General features: G+C 54.0%; 22 protein-coding genes. 2 read left to right on the forward strand and 20 right to left on the reverse strand.

Features of this window, described 5'->3' with window-relative positions; all coding sequences use genetic code 11:
• Positions 1–70: 70 nt before the first annotated feature.
• The 4 genes from RC85_RS26060 to RC85_RS26585 all read right to left on the reverse strand — a co-directional run bounded on the left by RC85_RS26060 (position 71) and on the right by RC85_RS26585 (position 2,468).
• Positions 71–196 carry a hypothetical protein gene (locus RC85_RS26060; RefSeq protein WP_476707516.1) on the reverse strand — a complete coding sequence of 42 codons (126 nt, stop codon included), beginning with the start codon at positions 194–196 and terminating at the stop codon, positions 71–73.
• Between the two features lie 90 nt (positions 197–286).
• Positions 287–1,570 (reverse strand): hypothetical protein, encoded by a 1,284-nt coding sequence (locus tag RC85_RS03040; protein WP_068258494.1) that lies wholly within the window; start codon positions 1,568–1,570, stop codon positions 287–289.
• Positions 1,571–1,685: 115 nt separating this feature from the next.
• Complete coding sequence (locus tag RC85_RS03045) at positions 1,686–1,904, reverse strand: hypothetical protein (protein ID WP_068258495.1); 219 nt, start codon at positions 1,902–1,904, stop codon at positions 1,686–1,688.
• 243 nt (positions 1,905–2,147) lie between these two features.
• Positions 2,148–2,468 carry a hypothetical protein gene (locus RC85_RS26585; RefSeq protein WP_157593866.1) on the reverse strand — a complete coding sequence of 107 codons (321 nt, stop codon included), beginning with the start codon at positions 2,466–2,468 and terminating at the stop codon, positions 2,148–2,150.
• Here RC85_RS26585 and RC85_RS28970 point away from each other — a divergent pair.
• Positions 2,467–2,733, forward strand: a complete 267-nt coding sequence (locus tag RC85_RS28970) for a hypothetical protein (protein ID WP_476748590.1) — start codon at positions 2,467–2,469, stop codon at positions 2,731–2,733. The genes RC85_RS26585 and RC85_RS28970 overlap by 2 nt on opposite strands.
• Positions 2,730–3,143 (forward strand): hypothetical protein, encoded by a 414-nt coding sequence (locus RC85_RS03055; protein ID WP_068258497.1) that lies wholly within the window; start codon positions 2,730–2,732, stop codon positions 3,141–3,143. Before RC85_RS28970 ends, RC85_RS03055 begins: the two co-directional genes overlap by 4 nt.
• A 268-nt stretch (positions 3,144–3,411) precedes the next feature.
• Here RC85_RS03055 and RC85_RS03065 read toward each other — a convergent pair whose 3' ends face one another.
• The 16 genes from RC85_RS03065 to RC85_RS03135 form a co-directional block, all read right to left on the reverse strand.
• A complete protein-coding gene (locus tag RC85_RS03065) occupies positions 3,412–4,233 on the reverse strand; it encodes an FHA domain-containing protein (protein ID WP_160148143.1) in 822 nt (273 codons plus the stop codon).
• Positions 4,234–4,242: 9 nt separating this feature from the next.
• The gene (locus RC85_RS03070; protein WP_235033318.1) at positions 4,243–5,886 is read right to left on the reverse strand and encodes a serine/threonine protein kinase; all 1,644 of its coding nucleotides are present in this window, start codon (positions 5,884–5,886) and stop codon (positions 4,243–4,245) included.
• Between the two features lie 141 nt (positions 5,887–6,027).
• Positions 6,028–6,819 carry a tRNA pseudouridine(38-40) synthase TruA gene (gene truA, locus RC85_RS03075; protein ID WP_068258503.1) on the reverse strand — a complete coding sequence of 264 codons (792 nt, stop codon included), beginning with the start codon at positions 6,817–6,819 and terminating at the stop codon, positions 6,028–6,030.
• Positions 6,820–6,873: 54 nt separating this feature from the next.
• A complete protein-coding gene (flhB, locus tag RC85_RS03080; RefSeq protein WP_068258508.1) occupies positions 6,874–7,956 on the reverse strand; it encodes a flagellar biosynthesis protein FlhB in 1,083 nt (360 codons plus the stop codon).
• A gap of 6 nt (positions 7,957–7,962) precedes the next feature.
• Positions 7,963–8,778, reverse strand: coding sequence for a flagellar biosynthetic protein FliR (locus tag RC85_RS03085; RefSeq protein ID WP_068258510.1), 816 nt, complete (start codon positions 8,776–8,778; stop codon positions 7,963–7,965).
• The gene (locus RC85_RS03090; RefSeq protein ID WP_068258515.1) at positions 8,778–9,041 is read right to left on the reverse strand and encodes a flagellar biosynthetic protein FliQ; all 264 of its coding nucleotides are present in this window, start codon (positions 9,039–9,041) and stop codon (positions 8,778–8,780) included. The genes RC85_RS03085 and RC85_RS03090 overlap by 1 nt, the downstream gene beginning before the upstream one ends.
• 80 nt (positions 9,042–9,121) lie before the next feature.
• Positions 9,122–9,967 (reverse strand): flagellar type III secretion system pore protein FliP, encoded by an 846-nt coding sequence (fliP, locus tag RC85_RS03095; RefSeq protein ID WP_235033317.1) that lies wholly within the window; start codon positions 9,965–9,967, stop codon positions 9,122–9,124.
• Between the two features lie 368 nt (positions 9,968–10,335).
• The gene (locus RC85_RS03100; RefSeq protein WP_068258517.1) at positions 10,336–10,806 is read right to left on the reverse strand and encodes a DUF420 domain-containing protein; all 471 of its coding nucleotides are present in this window, start codon (positions 10,804–10,806) and stop codon (positions 10,336–10,338) included.
• Positions 10,803–11,513: an SCO family protein gene (locus RC85_RS03105; protein WP_068258519.1), complete on the reverse strand. Its 711-nt coding sequence runs from the start codon at positions 11,511–11,513 to the stop codon at positions 10,803–10,805. Before RC85_RS03105 ends, RC85_RS03100 begins: the two co-directional genes overlap by 4 nt.
• Before the next feature lie 15 nt (positions 11,514–11,528).
• The gene (locus RC85_RS03110; protein ID WP_068258524.1) at positions 11,529–12,368 is read right to left on the reverse strand and encodes an ABC transporter permease; all 840 of its coding nucleotides are present in this window, start codon (positions 12,366–12,368) and stop codon (positions 11,529–11,531) included.
• The gene (locus RC85_RS03115; protein WP_235033316.1) at positions 12,365–13,300 is read right to left on the reverse strand and encodes an ABC transporter ATP-binding protein; all 936 of its coding nucleotides are present in this window, start codon (positions 13,298–13,300) and stop codon (positions 12,365–12,367) included. The genes RC85_RS03110 and RC85_RS03115 overlap by 4 nt, the downstream gene beginning before the upstream one ends.
• 12 nt (positions 13,301–13,312) lie before the next feature.
• Entirely contained in the window at positions 13,313–14,326 is a 1,014-nt protein-coding gene (gene cyoE, locus RC85_RS03120) for a heme o synthase (RefSeq protein WP_084422307.1), read from the reverse strand.
• 29 nt (positions 14,327–14,355) lie between these two features.
• Positions 14,356–15,372 carry a COX15/CtaA family protein gene (locus tag RC85_RS03125; RefSeq protein ID WP_068258528.1) on the reverse strand — a complete coding sequence of 339 codons (1,017 nt, stop codon included), beginning with the start codon at positions 15,370–15,372 and terminating at the stop codon, positions 14,356–14,358.
• Entirely contained in the window at positions 15,359–15,526 is a 168-nt protein-coding gene (locus RC85_RS28185) for a hypothetical protein (protein WP_200836772.1), read from the reverse strand. The genes RC85_RS03125 and RC85_RS28185 overlap by 14 nt, the downstream gene beginning before the upstream one ends.
• Complete coding sequence (locus RC85_RS03130) at positions 15,526–16,785, reverse strand: cytochrome c (RefSeq protein WP_068258529.1); 1,260 nt, start codon at positions 16,783–16,785, stop codon at positions 15,526–15,528. Before RC85_RS03130 ends, RC85_RS28185 begins: the two co-directional genes overlap by 1 nt.
• A gap of 101 nt (positions 16,786–16,886) precedes the next feature.
• Complete coding sequence (locus RC85_RS03135) at positions 16,887–17,684, reverse strand: cupredoxin domain-containing protein (protein WP_235033315.1); 798 nt, start codon at positions 17,682–17,684, stop codon at positions 16,887–16,889.
• Positions 17,685–18,034 lie beyond the last annotated feature (350 nt).

Consider the following 18,034-nt stretch of genomic DNA (forward strand, 5'->3'; position numbering starts at 1 on the left):
CTCGCCAAGAGTTTCGGCTTCCAATGAAAGACCGCCGAAAGTCTTGGCGACTTCCGCTACGGAATGCGTCCTATCGCTTGCCGCACGCCTCAAGAAACGCCGACAGCTCCTGGCGTACTCGCGGGAAAAGCAGGAATAGACCCAGCATGTTGGGGAAAACCATCGCAAAGATCATCGCGTCAGAGAAATCGATCACTGATCCGAGCGAAATTGCGGCACCGATCACCACGACGATGCAAAACAGCAGCTTGTAGGATAAATCAGAAACTCGGCTGCGCCTGGTCCGCTAAAAGTTTGGGGTTGCGGCAGCTAGGCGATTGCGCAGGTTTTGTTCCGTCTGGGAGAGTCCCAAATCCTCTTCGCGAGCAACATGGATGCCCGGCGTTAGCGAGTCTGCCACCCACGCCCGCAGGTGCTTCATCCGGCAGGTCGAGAGTGCCGTCTGAACCAAATCGATCGTGATCGTGGCCGTCGTTGTTGCGATCGCAAGAACCTGACGCGTGAGACTCGTGTTGTTGTGGTGAAGTAAACGCTTGCCCTTGCCAATGACCGACTCCAATACCTCAGTGCTGCCAGGGAAACTCTGAGCCTCGGGAAGTGCTTGACACGTTGCCTCGATTTGCTCAGCGGACTGCTGGATCAAATTTCGGCATGATGGATTGTGAGTCTTGGTTAATAACTCAAGCACCGACGCTGCGGTGTTTCGGTGGTAACCTTCTCGCCGTACGATTTGACAGATCGCTTGGCCGACTAAGATGACTTCCAGCCAAGTCGAAATCGAAGAACGATAACTTCGCAACCAACCCAGACGCTTCAACATCATGTCTCTCGGCAAACGAGCTTTTTGTCGATCACTCAACTTGCCGCAGACCGTGCGGTCAAGTAGCCATAAAGCTCGAGCGGCCCAGCGGACTTCGCGGTCGTAGTTCATGTAGCGAGCCTTCGTTTTGGGTGTCGGCGGCTTCAAATGCGCCAGCACGCTTTGCCGCAGGAAGTTGGCACACGTGCAGCAGGCTTTGGGATAAGCTTCCCAACGTGGGTCGGCTTCAAAAATCGACTTGATGATTCGACTGACCAGATGCACAATGTCGTAAAGCGAGATCACTTCAGGGTGTTGGACCTGAAACAATTCACAGCCTTTTTTCAGATCCGAACCACGATCGCTGAGGGTTGCCAGCGGCACACCAAACTGGTCACTCGTCTGCTGCAGTTGATCGCGAACGATTTCTCCATTGGATTGATCCACCGGGATGATGGCGATCACAGTCAGATCGCTATAGGCCAACGGTCGATTCAATTTCTGGAAGTGGGCCAACGAGATCCCCAAGACCACCAAGCACTTCTGACTGCCAGCGTTGACAAAGTGATCCATTAGCCAGATCCAATCCGAGCGAACCTGATCGCCCCGCTCGATCAGATACAGGCCGATGCGTAACAAGTGGTTCTGGATGGTGGTTTGGCAGGGAGTATCCAGCCCCGTCAATCCTTTGCTTTGATCGGCGATACTTAGGGCACGACTTGCCGCTCGCAGAGACAATGCCCCCACGGTCACCAAGCGAATGGCATGCACAATGACGTTGGCATCGAAGGGACTTCCTGGAACCGACAGGGCCGAGGCATTGGCTTGAGGGCTTACGATAAGGCTGCGTGAATCTTTCGAGCCAATGGGGAGGATCGCGGAAGGATCAGTCGTTTTTTTTTAGCAATTTCAGTTCTGACTCGGCTGTCTCTGCCCTGACTCGCCAGGAATCACGACTTTTCGTGACGGCACGAACCTGGTTCTCGGTGGTGCGAAGTTTCACTCGCAATGCCGTGTACTTCTGACGCAGTCGTTCGTGCCCTGTTTTGAGAAGCGCCAGTACCTTGTGGGGCGGTGAGAGGTACTCATCAAGCTTCTTGGTCATCGCGTTACTCCATCAAAATACGATCGTTCATCAAGCCGAAACCGGGAACAAATCTGTCCCCCAAAGAAAACCATGTCAATACCAAAGATTTAGCGGCCCAGCATTTGGCCTAACACGCAAATGCGTCGGCACCAGCCCATCGATCTACCCAACCAGCCAACCCGCCTGCGACGTCGCCTTTGTGCGGCCTTGACGCGGACATTTCTTTTAACCGTTGGCCAACGCGGAACCTCGAAAACCCAACTACGGAAAGACAAACATGGCTACGAAGAAAACCACCACCGCTACCAAGACCGCTGCCGCCAAGAAGACTTCGGCAAAGAAATCGGTCGCCAAAAAGCAACCCGCCAAAACGACGAAGGCGACCACGGCGAAGATGCCGGCCGCTGCGAAAATGAACGCCAAGAAAAAGCTCAGCCAGATCGACGCGGCCTTGGCGGCCAGCGAAGAAGAGCCGCAACCCGCTGCGTCCATTCGCTTACTGGGCCGATTCAACCGCGTCGGCAACGGGCGGCTTGGTGGCGATGAACCGATCGTCATCAAGAACGCCCACCCAGCGATCATCGACAAGAAAACGTTCAAGCGTGTGCAGGCTAAGCGGTCGAAGACCGCAAGCGTCCTAACGGCCGAACGCAAGCGAGCGACTACTTGCTGTCGGGCTTGGTCATCTGCGGCAACTCCGGGATGCGCATGTCGGGCCGGCGAGCCTCGGTCGGAACGAACGTCTAATACTATTCGGCGCGCTCATCGATCAGTGGGGTTTCATCGAAGCCCGAAGAAAGCGAACGCCGCTATGCGATCCGCAAGGTCCAACTCGAACCGCTGGTGATCGGCAAGATAGTGGCGCTACTCGATACGCCGAACATCGAACGCAAATTAAAAGCGGCCGCTGGCCCGCGTTGGAAAGCGACGGCCGACAAGACCACCGACACCAAAGCCATCCGCCAGCGTATCGCCACGCTCGAAAAAAACATTGCCGAAGGCGTTGAACGATTGCTGCTCTTGGACGGCGACGACCAAAACGAGGCGTCGGCGATGTTGGCCGATTGGCGATCCGAACGACGTTCGCTCGAAGACAAACTGAAAGCCGCCACGCGAACCGGCAACGCCGCGCCCGGGTGTCCGGCAGAGCGCGAGGCCGCCCGCTTCGCGGCTGAACTGGCCCACCTACAAACGACGTTCGCCAAAGCCGATCCACAGGCGTTACGCAACGCTGTGAAGGGTTTCCAAATCGTTTAACCGCGTGGGCATCGCCCCGCGCGTCCACGCGGAACGAAACGCGCGAGGCGAAACGCGCGGGGCGATGCCCACGCGGTTAAACGAACTAATCCGTGTTTTCCGGGACCAAAACTATTCACGGCGTTGGGCGTTACGGGCCGCCCTGGCGAACGTGATCGAAGGCATTACGCTCTATTGGACCGACGGCGGAACACGCAAATGGTAGTTCCAACGCGGCACGATCCGTCTCGGTGGCAGCTTGCGCGTGCTGGCTAGTTGTGCGATCAAATCAATCGATGTTTTCCAGCACACGAACCGGTGGGCCTGCGGAAAATTGATACGATTTGTAAGCTGCTAGGCCCAAGAGTGTGGCGGCGCAAATCGTGGCAAAGATGAGTTTTCGCCGGTTTGCACTGTCCTCGTCCACCGCCAACATCCGCTTGATTCGATTCAGAGCAAGGGTTGTTACCGATTGCTTTGAATTTGTCTCCGATGAAGCCTTGACAGGCCTTTTCAAGACCGGCTTGTGGCTGGCCGGATCTTCGTTGGGCACTCGCGTTGGCGATGAATCAACACTCCCAAAATCGTCAGCCTCCAAATCGTCAGCTTCCAAATCATCAGCTTCCAAATCATTGTCGAGGGACGCTTTTTTGTGTTGACTACGGATCTTCTCGTACCGCTCTTCGCGGTCCATTTCATCTTCAGAGTCCAAAAAGCCGGCGACGTCGAACGTGTCCCAGGCATCACCCGTATCGATCAAATCAACCGACGAAGATGGATCAACTTGATCAACACGCAAGTGAAAGCCGACTTTTCCAATTCTTAAAAGATCGCCATCGACCAATTCAACCCAGCACTTTGGTTCAATGATCTCTTCGCCGATCGCGGTTCCGGAGGTGCTGCATAAATCTAAAACGCGGACGCATTCGCCATCGTAGTGAACCAGACAATGCCTGCGGCTCACTGATTTACTTTTGGGGCGGATCTGACATTCGCCGCTGCGGCCAATCATGTAATAGCCCTTTAGCAACGGTGCCTCGATTCCAGCACGACTGCCCGCCGCCAAGACAAGCGTAACGGAAGAACATGGTGCGGCGGATGGCTTGAGCAAAGGTTGCATCTACTTTTGAAAGATCACGATCGGAGAATTCTTGTCGGATTCAGTGAGTTTGATTTTTGGATTCACTTGCGGCAAAGGTTTTGAAACTGTGTACACGCCAATTCCAACGACCACGATCAATGCAATAAAAGCGACAGCAAGTCCAACGCCCAAAAGCAAGGTTTGGTTTCTGTCGCTCCGCAAATCTGTCTTACTGGACCGAGCTTTGACAGGATCTGCGGATGCATTGCTGTTGGCGGATGCCTTGTTTGCGGCGCGTGGCTTGTTTGCGGCGGATGTCTTGTTGGCGGCGCGTGCCTTGTTGGCGGCGTATGCCTTGTTGGCGATTGGGCCTCGGTAGGGCGTTGACGGTTCAGACATCAAGTCTGCAACCGATGGCAAGTCAGCAAAATCAAACTCGCCCATTCCTGAATCAGTCGCGTTTGAGCCTTCTTGTCCCAAATCAATTTCACCATCGGACGATAGCGAGGTGTCTTCCAAGGTGGCTTGATAGATCCCATCATCCAAGTCAGTGTCACTCGCTGGTTTGATCGGATTTGCAATATGATCAGGTTTGCCCGGCGTCCCCGTTCCGAGTCGTTTGAGTTGACCCAGTAATTCCGTCGTCGATTTGGGGCGATCGCAAGGGCGTTTGGCCATCATCCGTCCGATCAAGATCGATAAAGATTTTGGACAATCTTTGCGGATCTTACGAACGTCTGGAATCTCTGCTGTTTGATGGCGAGCCAATCGCTGTTTAACGTTTTCACCCTCAAAGGGTGCGTGACCGGTCAACAGATAAAAGGCAGTGCAGCCAAGCGAATAGATGTCGGCACTCGCGTCCGCATTCTGGCTGTTCATTGCTTGTTCAGGAGCCACAAAGTCAGCGGTTCCCATCAAACGGCGGTTCGCCTCTTCACTAAATTCACCCAAACCGACTCGGGCCAATCCCAAGTCACTCACTTTCAAAACACCGTCAGTTCGCAGCAGCAAGTTTGCCGGTTTGATATCCCGATGAACGATCCCACGTTGATGAGCATGCTCCAGCCCGCTGGTTGCTTGAATCATCAAATCGATCACCTCGGCCGAAGACATCACTCCATCACGAGCGACAGCGTGATGCAGATCGATTCCATCGACAAATTCCATCACGATGTAGTAACGGCCACCCGCTTCGGCGAAGTCGTAAGCGCGAACGATATTGGGATGATCAAGATGGGCGCACGCGCGAGCCTCTTCCTTAAACCGATTCAGCCGACGCGGATCGTTGGTTGCTTCAGGTGGCAAAATTTTCAACGCCATCAAGCGTTTCATCACATGGTGTTCGCCAAGATAAACCATGCCCATGCCGCCCTTTCCAATCGGACGCAGCAGCCGATAACTCCCCAGATAAAACCCTTTGCTACGGCCTAGCAGAAGTTTCTTTGCCTGCCACCGCGTCAGCACGCCCGCACCGATCAAACCGTCGGCCAATATCTTGGGCGAAAAACTGCAGTCGGTCTCCGCCATCAAGGAAACAACAACTCTCTTCAAGTCGTCGATTTCGACCAAACCGGCATCGATTGCTCGGCGAATAAACGAACGTGTCGTTTCATCAAGCATCGATTTGACATTTGCCGTGTTGGGCTTAGTCGATGAGGTTACCGAAACGGTGATGCCAGACATAGGAAGCTACGGAAATGCCCGAGAATCGAAAACAAAACAACGGCCTTGATGCATTGATCGGCTAGCCGATCTAGCACGTGGCTTTTTTTATCACGCGCATAGCATAAGCGTACAAATCGGCATCGGCGGGTTAAGATTTTGTTAGGATTCGACGACCATTTCTTCATAATCGGCGCGCAACAAAAACAGTCCGTGCGCGGGTGCGGTTTGCCCCGCTAAGTTGCGATCACCGGCACGAATTAATTCGTCAATCCACTGAACCGGTTCGCGACCTCGGGCAACGTCAACCAAAGAACCAACAATGTTTCGAACCATATTGTACAGAAATCCATCGGCTTCGATTTCAATGTCCAGCCGAATCGAATCGCTGGTGGGTGAATCCGGCGGACTCTCTCGCAAAATCAGATCGCAAGCTCGCACGTCGCGCACCGTCGAACTTCGCGCTGCACCCGTGGCTTCAAAGCAAGCAAAGTCTTGCTTGCCCACCAACTTTTCCGCGGCCAATTTCATCGCCTCCAAATCCATTTTGTATCCAAGGTGCCAACAATAATGATGGCTAAATGGATCGCGGACTCGGCCGAGTAACATTTGGTACCGGTAACGTTTGCTGATGCAATCACGGATCGCGTGAAAGCCCGGTGGAGCATCAACGACATCGCGAACGACGATCGAATCGGGTAAGAAACGATTGATCGCGCGGCGCAGTTCCTTCGCCGGTTGCGTCCAAGACTCAATCTCAACACCGGCCACCTGAGCGATTGCATGAACGCCCGCATCGGTCCGCCCGCTGCCGACCACATTGACGCTCTCGCCAGTGAACTTCCCGATCGCCTTTTGAATCGCAGCCTGGATCGACGGCCCGTTGGGCTGGATCTGCCACCCAACAAAATCGGTCCCGTCGTAAGCAATCGTCATCTTAAAGGTACGTGTCATACCCGCAGTTTAGCGGCTGGAGATCGGCTTGAATGCGGGTCGCTGCAATCAAGCCTACGCGGCCGTCGCCTTCGGAATCTGTTTGCCTTGCAATTGGTAGACGTAACGCAGCACTTCGGCGACGGCTTGGTATTGCTCAGTCGGGACGATGTCGCCGACCTCGACGGTTTTGTAGAGCACTTGGGCAAGCGGTTTTCGTTCCACCACCGGAACGCCGTTCTCTAAGGCAACTCGCCTGATTTTCTGTGCCAGCATCCCGGCACCTTTTGCGACCACCGTCGGTGCTGGCATCGTCAGCGGGTCGTACTTGATGGCGATGGCAAGCTCGGTCGGATTGCTGACGACGACGTCGGCACCGGGAACTTCGCTTTCGGCTCGCTGCATCATCATTTGACGTTGGATTTGACGACGTCGCTGGGCCATCTGCGGATCGCCTTCGCTTTCCTTCATTTCGTCGCGGATTTCTTGGTCGCTCATCATCATGTCTTGCTCTTGCTTCCACTTTTGAAAAGCATACTCAAGCAGCGCCAAGACAAACAACGCAACTCCGATCCAGACGCTTGTACTAAGCAGCGAAGAAAACAAAACGGTGGCGATCTGCGGAACACTCAAACCAGCCATGTGCAAAATCTGATCGCTATGATGGACCAACGATGCGTAGGCCACCGCGGCGATGATTGCTACTTTGAAGATTCCGAATCCAAGCTTCATTACTCCTTGAATCGACAGGATTCGTTTCGCACCCGCCATCGGGCTAATGTTGCTGAGTTTCGGTTCGATCTTTTTGGTCGTGAATAACAGACCCGTTTGCAGAACGTTGACCATGATGCCAGCCACGAACATGGCCAATAGCATCGGAACCGCAGTAACGGCCAACCGGGCAGCATTCTGCAGCAGCGTGTTCGCCGCATCGTCGGCGGACATCGATTCCATCCGCGGCGTCGAAAGTGCCTCCGCCATCGTGCCGGCGATTTTCTCACAGGCCGGTGGCCCAAAGTAATTCAGAGTCGCCAGCGCCGCCAACAACAACGCGGCTGAAGTCAGGTCTTGGCTCTTGACGACCTGACCATCTTCCCGCGCCTGACGACGCCGTTTTTCGGTTGGTAAATGTTTCTTGTCGCCACTGCTATCGGACATGGTCGTTTACCAAAGCCCTTCGAGTCGTCGCGCCGCTTCGGCTAGTTCTTCTTGAAAAATTAGCCCGCAAGAACCAATCGTCAACGACAAGACAATCAACATCGAAAGTGCATTGATGCTAAGCCCGATCGCCAACACATTGATTTGCGGCAGCGTGCGGCTGACCAAACCCGTCACAATGTTGCTCAACAGCAATGCCGCAATCACGGGTGCTGCAACGCGGATGCCCGCGACCATCCCGGCCGTCAATTGATCGACCACCAACGTCAACATTTCACCACTAAACTCAACATCCCCGGCTGGCAATGCTTTGAAACTATCCAACAACAAACGCATCAGCAGGCGATGCCCACCGACCGCCAACATTACAGTCGTCACCAGCAAGCCAACCAGTCGAGCGATCGATGGCATACTGCTGCGAGTCGTAGGGTCGATCGCGTCGCCAAGCTGCATCCCACCGGTACTGGTAATCGCTTCGCCGCCTAATTGCATGCCGGTAATGATTAACTGAACTGTCGCACCAATCAGCATCCCGATTAGCCCCTCGCGAGCAATGGCGATCGTCAGGTCAATCAAATGGTCGATTCGCGGAAGCGATTCCGTTGGCGTCAATGAAGCGACCGATGGCAGCAACAAGAATGTAATCAAGATCGCCAGCAACGACCGCACCCGCATCGGAACACCGGTGCCAACCGAAGGCATCGCCATCAGCAGTGTGCTCAGTCGCGTTAGGACCAACACACCCAAAACCATGTGATCGCCAAACCACTCACTGGCTTCCGCGATGTCGATCACGCCGTTACCAAAACTGGCTTCTCCCATCACGGCACCACAGAGTTTTCAAAGATGATGCGAGTGAAATCGAGCATGCGAGTTAGCAACCAAGGCAAGCATGCAACTAAAACCGCGGCCATGGCCAACAACTTGGGAACAAACGAAACCGTCTGGTCTTGAATCTGCGTCAACGCCTGAATCAAACCAACCGCCAACCCCGCAGCCATGCCCACCAACAACATCGGCGAAGCAATCACCACTGCGGTCAGCAGCGTGCTACGGCAAAGATCGATAGCGGTGGATGGGTCCATGAAAGTAGCTTTTAGCAGTTAGCGATTAGCTTTTAGCTGGCGGTGCAATGAGCTAATCGCTAATTGCTAACAGCTAATCGCTAACCTATCGTTCCGAAACTGTCCATCAACATCATGACGACCATTCGCCATCCATCGACTAGGACAAACAACAACAACTTAAACGGCAATGAGATCACCTGAGGCGGCAACATCAGCATGCCCATCGAGATCGTGACACTGGCGACCACCAAGTCAACAATTAGGAATGGCAAGTAGATCCGGAAGCCCATCAGGAACGCGATTTTCAGTTCGCTGAGGATGTACGCGGGCAGCAGCACTCGCATCGGGACTTCTTCAAAGTCACTTGGCAACGCCGCGTTGGGATCCATGTAGGTGTAGAACAAGACGACGTCGTCTTCGTTGTCCGCCCGGTCAATTTGGTTAGACATGAATTCACGAATCGGAATTGAACCGGCTTCGTAAGCTTCTTCTAGCGTCATCTCAACTTCAGGATCCGTGTACGGTGCAATCGCATCGTCGTACACGCGAGTCCACACCGGCGTCATCACAAACAACGTCATGAACAACGCGATGCTAGTCATTACTTGGCTCGGTGGCAGCGACTGCAAGCCGATCGCTTGCCGCAGCAATCCCAGCACAATGATGATCCGAACGTAACACGTCGTCATCAACAAGACCGCCGGTGCGAGGCTCAACACGGTCAATAGCAGCATGACCTGCAAACTGCTGGCGAGCCCCTCGGGGCTGGTCCATTTTTCGGGTCCGCCAGCGATCTGTTCCAGACCCGACATCGGAACCTTCAACGGCGACTTCGACAAAAGTTGCGGAGCGGCGTCAGCAGAATCCGACTGTGCCAATGCAGTCGCCCCATCCATGGCCAAAACCATGATCGCAAACAACGCTAGCAAAATAAGTCGAAACAAAGCATCCGTGCTCCATCGAGAAAGAATTCATGTGCACGGATACTAGAAGAAGCCGTCGATCAGTCGAAAGAGCGATGTCGGCCAACCAAGGTTGAAACTTGAACGATTTTTTTGAATTGAATGCACCGAAGCACCGTTTCGAGGATATTACGGAGTCTCGGATCCTCAAGATGCTCCACGGCAAGCCCCCCCGAAATCCCTGAAAAAGAATCCTGGCGGGAAACATGGTTGAAAATTGGGCAAAACGATGAGGGGGCAAAACGATGGTGCGCTGTCAGTTTTTGCCGAATGCTGGGCCGAAAGAAGACCGCGCACCATCGTTTTGCCCCCTCATCGTTTTGCCAAAAAGTTTAGCGATCAGAAAATCGCTAACCCGGTATGACGGGATAGAGTTGGTAGAGCATCAGGTACACCAGCACGCCAGTGACCGACACGTACATCCAAATCGGATAGGCGTATCGGACTAGTTTTTTGTGGGCGACGATGCGTCCTTGCCGAGCTAAATAGACGGCTCGGATTGCTAGAAACGGTACTGTGACCGCCAAGATCAAGTGCGAACCGAGGATGGCGAAATAGGTGTAGGTGGCAGCGAGCGGCGCGGTGTCGCGTGGGAACTTGCGGTTGGGCTCGCCGTAAGCTTGGTACAAGGTGACTTTGTGGAACAGATACAGCAACAAGAACAACGCACTGGTTGCCAGCGCCGCTAGCATCCATTTTTTGTGAACGCGTGCCCTGCCCTGCTTGATGTTGATCAGTCCCAACGCCAGAAACACCGACGCAATCGCGTTTAATGAAGCGGTCACGTGTGGAAGATTTTCCGCTAAAAACTGCCAACTCATGATGCTTCCTTTTCGGACTCGGTAATGCCGTCGATCATTTCATCGATCATTTGTCTGATTGTATCTTTTAACTTCTTCATCTGTTTCTTTTCAGGCCAATTGTAAAAGCCTTCGATCTCACCTTTTGGATCGACGAGCGCGAAACGTTCGGTGTGAAATTGCTTATCGACCGGCTGCCTAAAAATCTCTGCACCGATTCGGCGAATGTAAGTCAGGTCGCCAGTCATGAAGAGCCACTGTTCTTCATCAGCACCAAACCGAGCGGCGTATTCGCGAAGTTGCTCAGGAGTGTCGTTTTCAGGATCGACGGAAATAGCCACGAACCGAACCGGTTGTCCCGCAAACTCTTCCTGCAACTCGCTCAGTTTCTGGTTCTGCTGTACACAAATGCTGGGACACAGACTGAAAAAGAAACTGACCACGTAGGGTTGGCCCAGAAGTTCTTCGCTACTGACCTTTTCGCCACTTCGTTCGATCAGCTCGAATCGACTAAGCCAAGCCTCATCTTCCGGTGGTCGTGTGATCTGGGAACTTTCAATCTCGCTGGCGGATTCGGACGGATGCCCCGAATCGGTGAAGACAACGTCACCGGGACCAGGACCATCGAATCCAGATTCGGAGGAATCGGGCGACCTTATTTGGCGAAAGATCAATCCCAACACGACCCCGACCATCAGGATCCCAGCAACATTCAATAAAGGTTTCATGGACTTAGTTCCTACTTAAACAATGACGTCAACTTTGCGATTTCCTCGCATCAACCACCATGCGATCGCAGTCGTTACCAAAGCCATCACGCCGGTCACCATCCAACAGATTGCTGGCGAGGGCGCAAACCCAAGCGATGCAAAATCGATTTGCGGATACAGCAAACGTCGCAGTTCAACCATCGAATAGCTCAGCGGATTCGCTCGCATGATTCCGCCAAGAATCCATTGTCCGGTGCTAGAGCCTTCGCCAATTTGTGGGATTGGAAAGAACGTTCCCGCCAACAACCACATCGGCATCAGACCCAACATCATGATCGCGTGGAAACCTTGCGTGCTGTCCATCGGCCAAGCAACGATCATGCCCAGCGAACACATCGCGATCGCCATCAACGCCAGCAGCAACAGCATCGGCAAAAGCGTCCAACCGATCGACGCGGTGCCAAACAGATATACCAGCAACAAGAACACGACCGCTTGCACCCAGGCGATCGCGGACCCGCCAATCACTTTCCCAAACAACACCGGCCAGCGACCCACCGGTGCGACCAATACCGATTGCATGAATCCTTCGCGACGATCTTCGATCACCGAAATGGTCGCAAAGATGGCGGTAAACAAAACGATCAGTGCAATCGTCCCCGGCAAAAAGAATTGCATGAAATCTAATTCGCCCGCGCCGGAGAACGAACCTTTCAAACCTGCTCCAAACAAAACCCAGAACAGCAGCGGTTGCAGGATCGCGGCGGTGACCCGGTTGCGTTGGCGAAAGAAACGAATCCATTCGCGGCGAGCCAACATCCATGCGGCAGCGAACCCATCGGCGACTGTGAAATCTGTTTTTGATCCGCTCATGGCGACACCTCAATCGCGGCATCAAAACTCTGGCCTGTCTTAGCAACGAACACATCTTCCAAACTTGGCTTGCCGACCGAAATCGATTCTGCTTGGTCGCCCAATCGGTCCATCAGTTCCGGCAGCAAGGATTTTGGCGACTCGGTGTGCAGGCGAATTTGATGATGCAACTCAGTCGGATCCAACCCCATCTCGTCTCGCAAGATCGACAAGACGCTAGCGGTATCACTGGTCGTGATTGTCACGATGGTCTGCCCCATTTCGCCTCGCAATTGCGCCGGTGATCCCTCGGCGATCTTTTTTCCGTCGGCCAAGATGGCAACTCGGTCTGCTTTATCGGCTTCTTCTAACAAGTGAGTCGTTAACACAACGGCCATGCCGGAATCGGCCAATGAACGAATCGCATTCCACAAACTCAATCGCGCCGACGGGTCCAATCCGGTGCTCGGTTCGTCCAGCAACAGCAACGGCGGTTGGTGCAACATGCCCTTGGCCAGTTCGACACGGCGTTTGAGGCCGCCTGAAAGCTTTTCGCAGAGATCGCTCCGACGGTCGGTCAAATCCAGCATCAACAAAAGTTCGTCGCGACGTTGATCCAGTTCGTCACCCGTCAAACCATACAGTGCCGCTTGGCAGGCGATGTTTTCATCGACCGTCAACTTCTTATCCAAGCCGGGTGACTGAAACACGATACCAATGCGGGACCGAACGGCCAGCGGATTCGTCTTTGCGTCAACGTCGTCAATGGTGATCGTTCCCTGTTGGATCGGCAGCAGCGTGCAGAGCAAACGAAACAATGTCGTCTTGCCGCTGCCGTTGGGGCCCAGCATGGCGACGACTTCGCCCGCACTGACGTCCAATTCAACGCCCGCAAGCGCCGTGTGGTCACCGTAACGGTGATGCAGATCTCGGACCGAGCAAATTTTCGTCACGATGTTTGGCCGTTACCAGAACACGCGAAGCGTGACAATCAACAGAACCGCTGGCAGCACCAACAACGACGAAAGCAACAATTTCCGTGCTTTCTGGTCGTTGCGATCCCCAAAGAAAACAATCGATGCTTTTAACATCGGATAGACCGCGACCACGACCAAAGCTGATCCAATCCACGCCGTGATTGATGAACCAGGCAAGAAACACAAAGCGATTCCGCATGCCAACAAGACGGCGCAGCCGACGATAGCCTGAATGCCCGCACTCAGCCCCGTCGGTTCGACCGTGGTGGACATCTTAAAACCAGCTTCGTCATATTGCCGACGATACATCCATGCGATGGCCATAAAGTGGGGATACTGCCAAGCGACCAGAACGCCAACCAACAACCAACCCGTTACATCGGAGATCTGACCACCGCACGCTGTGTAACCAATCAGAACCGGAAGTGCTCCGGCGATTGCGCCGACGGTTGTGTTGAACGAAGTTCGTGTTTTCATCGGCGTGTAAACCAGGACATACAACATCCAAGTCGCGACTCCAGCGAATGCTGGTGTGATCCCAAATCGCTGCCACAGCACAGCCGTTCCGGCGACACCGATGATGGTTGTAAAAGCGATTGCAGTCGCCGTTGACATTCGCTGACCCGGAAGCGGCCGCGACGCCGTGCGAGTCATGTTGCAATCGATCACACGTTCCCACACTTGATTGGCCGCACCGGCACTGCCCGCGATCATTGCGGTTCCCAACAGCAGCCACACCAACGCTGAAACAGAAACCAAACCGCCGGCACCGATCATCGCGGTCGCCACGGTCGTCACCAGGATCATCATCACGATCCGCGGCTTGGTCAGTTCGACCAGGTCACTGACAAAGCTGTTTTGAGCAACGTCCGAGGTCTCTTGGACATTCGGAAGTTCTTGGTCGTTAGCACTTTCGTTAGACAGATCGTTCACCGGAGCAGCATTTTTGGGTGGCGGAGTCCGGGTGGCGATCGCTTGATTGGGAAGTAAATCAGTCGCCATGGTGAACGGTTATTTGGAGAGCGGAATAATTAGGTTGCGACAAGTCGATCTTGCTTTGCTTGCCATCGGCGGTGAAATAACCGCACGCATAGCATCGCAGAAACAGCCAGGATTAACGACCCGGTCGCCACATGACCGGTCACGATCATCGAATCGACGAAACCTTTGGCCTGAACCAAAAAGGACTGGGATCCAGGAACCCAAGTCATGAACGATGGCCAGCCGTAATTAACGACCCACGTTCCAATTCCCAAGGCGATCTGCACGGCTACTAAGAATATCAGAATGCCGCCAGGCCGCGAGAGCGTCAAATCGCCGCACCTGCGGAGTCTTAGCCACACCAGGCCAGTCATCGCCCACAAAAAGAAGGCCGTCAGGATATGAGTGGAAACAATGCCGGCGAAATGCCCGGCAGACGTGGTCGGCTGGACGTGTCGCATCATCGCCCCAAGCAGCAGTTGCACGTAGCTGAGCACCACCAAACTGATCGCCAACGCGGCAAGCTTTTTGGTGGGCGTCAGAATCGAAGTCGATGATCGTAATCGCTCGGCATCGGAATCTTGCCTCCATCGCCGTCCCGTCACGACCGCCAAGATGACGCAGATCGCAAAAAAGGCCGGCCCAAAACATCCGTGAACCATCGCCAGCGTGCGGTCGCTTAGCACCACCCGGACGCCACCGAGTGCTCCCTGAGCGATCACCATCAACAGCAAGGCGACACATAGCCAGCGAACCCATCGGCGGTTTTCTTTCCAAAACGCGGCGATGACAATTCCAATCGCAACGAAGCCAACAACCGCTCCCAACAATCGGTGACCATGCTCAATGAACAAATCAAACGGACCAAACAACCAAGTTTTGTAGGGATACAAAAACAGGTTGTAGCCGTAAGTTCCTGGCCAATCGGGCACCGACATCCCGGCGTCGTAAGTCGTGACCAGTCCGCCGACCCAAATCAACGGCCAAACTAAGCAGACGATCAACACCGTCAACCGATGCAGCATTCTTGATGGAGCTATTTCATCAGACGAATTAACCGCGGTCATGAATTTTTTCTCCGGTGATTGCACCTGATACGCAACCGATGATTCCAAAGATGGCAGCGGGAACCAGTCCCATGTAACCGAGCCCAAACATCATTGCCCAACCACCCAACAGCCCCGTGACCGCGCCAATGCGTCGGTAGGATTCTCTCGTCATTACGGTGTACTCGATTGATAATTGAATTCGGACTGTGGAACCGTTGATTGCGGACCCAATGATTGAACGTAACGGATCAAGTCAAAAATCTGATCGGACGTCAATCCAGTCCCATCTTCCTGTTCGACCACAGCGACCGCCGGCATCGGCGATCCGGCGATCCCTTGCGTGATTCGGCGGTACAACGAATCAGTGTCTCCGCCACCACGATAAACGCCAAGTGTTAGCTTGCGAGGTTTCGCCAATCGCGGCGTCAGCGCACCGGCCTTCTTGAACGGTCGCATTGCGTCTCGATCGGTCGGCGTTAATCCCAACCGCGTTGAATACTCTTTTGTCCAATCATCGTAGTCCAGTGTCACGGCCTGGCCCTGGCCGCCCTTGCCATGGCATCCAACACAGTTGGCGATTGGACCGTGAAACAACTCTTTGCCGCGGTTCACCGAAGCCGCCAAAGTCTCGCCACTTAATTCTTCCCAAGCAGGAACGGGCACGACTTCTGATTCCGCACTGGCCCACTGATTTGAAACCTCCTCGACCACTTCGCGGATTACCGCGGCTCCATCGGTTTCACCCTGGGTCACCAATTCACCCTGGGTCACCAACCGTGCATCGTCGTCGATCGAATCTTCGCCGTACCCCAGTTCATCGATCGCCGCAGCCATCAACTCTCGCTCGGTCTCGCCTCGAACTGACAAGTAAACGATGTAATCCACCAACGCATCCAGGTCGTCGGGATCGATCAGGCTAAACGAGGGCATGCCGGATCCCGCGACGCCGTGCTGCAACAGTTTGGTTAAATCATCGCGAGTCGGTTTGGCGTCTCGCTGAGTCGATTTCCACTTGTAAACACCCGGCCTGAAATCACGCGGATAAGGATTCTGGAAAACGCTGGCGGGCCCTGCTCCGCTGCCCGAAAGAGCGTGGCAAGTCACACAGTGTTCACGAAACAATCCCAGGTGCGTGCCATCTTTTTCGCTCAACTGCGGCCCCGCCGCGCGAGTCAGATTTTGCTCGCTAATTCGCAGATCCGGGTCCATCAACTCCGATGGCCATCGCGGCTGGTTCGGTGTGCCGAACAGCTCCTCGATCACACTAGAAACGTCGCGGCTTGCCGCTTCGGTGGGCACATCGCGGCTGTGGGCTAGCGTCAGTGCGTAGACGTCATTATCAGGAAACGATTCGACGGGCGCATCGCAGCCCGGACCGACCAACAGTAACGCCGCGATCAAAAAACAATTCGGTAGCAAGGAAACTTTCATAACAGACATTGAACCGCAGAAAGACTCCCTTGGCAAACCGCATCGACATCTGGACTCCAGCAACCATCGCCATTCTCAGCAAGCCGTCAGTTGCACTCTGTTCAATCGAATTGATCGGCATCCAAAACGACGGTCCCCATGTCGTTGACACCGGGCTGGATTTTGACCTCGAAACGGCTCTTCTTCCACTTCACTTTCTTACCATCGACTTCAGCTTCTTTGATTCGAGCACTTTCGTGAAACATTCGGAACACCAACTCTTCGCCCACCGGCAAACCCTTGATCACCAAGTTGCCGTCGGAATCGCTAACCGCCGCGTAGGGGTGATCCAAAACAACCAGCTTGGCGGTCATCCAGGGATGAATGTTGCAAGAAACGGTGATCGGTGCGGGCTCGGGTTCTTCTAGTTCGACCAGGATTTCTTGCCCCGCCGGAATCATTGGGTTAACCGAATCGTTCTTGAAGAATTGGATGTTGGCGTTATGGCCGATTTCGTCCGGGTTGGTGACCTTCAACGTGTCGCCGGCTTTGGCGATCACGATGTGCGGCTCGAATTGGCAATCCTGGTTGGCAAGTTCTTTCGTTTCCGGCTCGCCACCGTCGTAGTCCAAATCGGAACCACCGCGTCCTGTGTAAACATAGACGAGCACATTCTTCAGGCCCTGGTTCTCGCCGTTGACCAATAATCGCGGATCGACGATTTCGTGTTTTCCGCAATACTCACCATCGGCCGTCGGAGTGATCGACTTAGCTTCCGGGGCGTCGCCGCCATACTTGAATTGGATTTTCAAGTCACCGGTTTCGGCAGCGGAACTGTGCAGTGTGGTGAAGAGAAATGCGATGGCAATCGCGGCGGTGGTTGCGGCGGTGGTTGCGGCACTGATCGCTGGTATTTTCACGGTGAGGCTCTCTGGGTGGGACGTCGGTGAGGGCTTTTATGATAAGCACATGAATGCGTTTGTCTAGCGAATTAGGGCTTCGATCAGGGCAACTCACTTTTCACGCTGTCCATCGCTGGGTTTGGTTCATCGCTGGGTGCAGGCTCGCTAATCGGTGTGAGTTCAAAAGTAGGCCGTAGCGAGTAAAGCGAGTTACGGCAGTGCCTGGGCTGATGAAAATGCGGTGGGTGATGTTATTCGCGAACCAGTCGAACATTGCAAATTGCAAAATGAACATTGCAAATTGAAAATTCTTGGGAAGCTGTATTTGCTGGTCAATTTACGTTTTTCAGTGTTCATTTTGCAATTTG

This window comes from Rubripirellula obstinata, from assembly GCF_001642955.1.
GTDB lineage: Bacteria > Planctomycetota > Planctomycetia > Pirellulales > Pirellulaceae > Rubripirellula > Rubripirellula obstinata.

Excerpts from the sequence above, each read along its gene's own strand:
- RC85_RS03100 (WP_068258517.1), bottom strand. The coding sequence starts at position 10,806 with ATGAGTTGGCAGTTTTTAGCGGAAAATCTTCCACACGTGACCGCTTCA.
- RC85_RS28185 (WP_200836772.1), bottom strand. The coding sequence starts at position 15,526 with ATGACGAGAGAATCCTACCGACGCATTGGCGCGGTCACGGGGCTGTTG.
- RC85_RS03045 (WP_068258495.1), bottom strand. The coding sequence starts at position 1,904 with ATGACCAAGAAGCTTGATGAGTACCTCTCACCGCCCCACAAGGTACTG.
- RC85_RS03105 (WP_068258519.1), bottom strand. The coding sequence starts at position 11,513 with ATGAAACCTTTATTGAATGTTGCTGGGATCCTGATGGTCGGGGTCGTG.
- RC85_RS26585 (WP_157593866.1), bottom strand. The coding sequence starts at position 2,468 with ATGATCGCTGGGTGGGCGTTCTTGATGACGATCGGTTCATCGCCACCA.
- RC85_RS03110 (WP_068258524.1), bottom strand. The coding sequence starts at position 12,368 with ATGAGCGGATCAAAAACAGATTTCACAGTCGCCGATGGGTTCGCTGCC.
- RC85_RS03090 (WP_068258515.1), bottom strand. The coding sequence starts at position 9,041 with ATGGACCCATCCACCGCTATCGATCTTTGCCGTAGCACGCTGCTGACC.
- RC85_RS03085 (WP_068258510.1), bottom strand. The coding sequence starts at position 8,778 with ATGGGAGAAGCCAGTTTTGGTAACGGCGTGATCGACATCGCGGAAGCC.
- RC85_RS03125 (WP_068258528.1), bottom strand. The coding sequence starts at position 15,372 with ATGACCGCGGTTAATTCGTCTGATGAAATAGCTCCATCAAGAATGCTG.
- RC85_RS03070 (WP_235033318.1), bottom strand. The coding sequence starts at position 5,886 with ATGTCTGGCATCACCGTTTCGGTAACCTCATCGACTAAGCCCAACACG.
- RC85_RS03130 (WP_068258529.1), bottom strand. The coding sequence starts at position 16,785 with ATGAAAGTTTCCTTGCTACCGAATTGTTTTTTGATCGCGGCGTTACTG.
- flhB (WP_068258508.1), bottom strand. The coding sequence starts at position 7,956 with ATGTCCGATAGCAGTGGCGACAAGAAACATTTACCAACCGAAAAACGG.
- cyoE (WP_084422307.1), bottom strand. The coding sequence starts at position 14,326 with ATGGCGACTGATTTACTTCCCAATCAAGCGATCGCCACCCGGACTCCG.
- truA (WP_068258503.1), bottom strand. The coding sequence starts at position 6,819 with ATGACACGTACCTTTAAGATGACGATTGCTTACGACGGGACCGATTTT.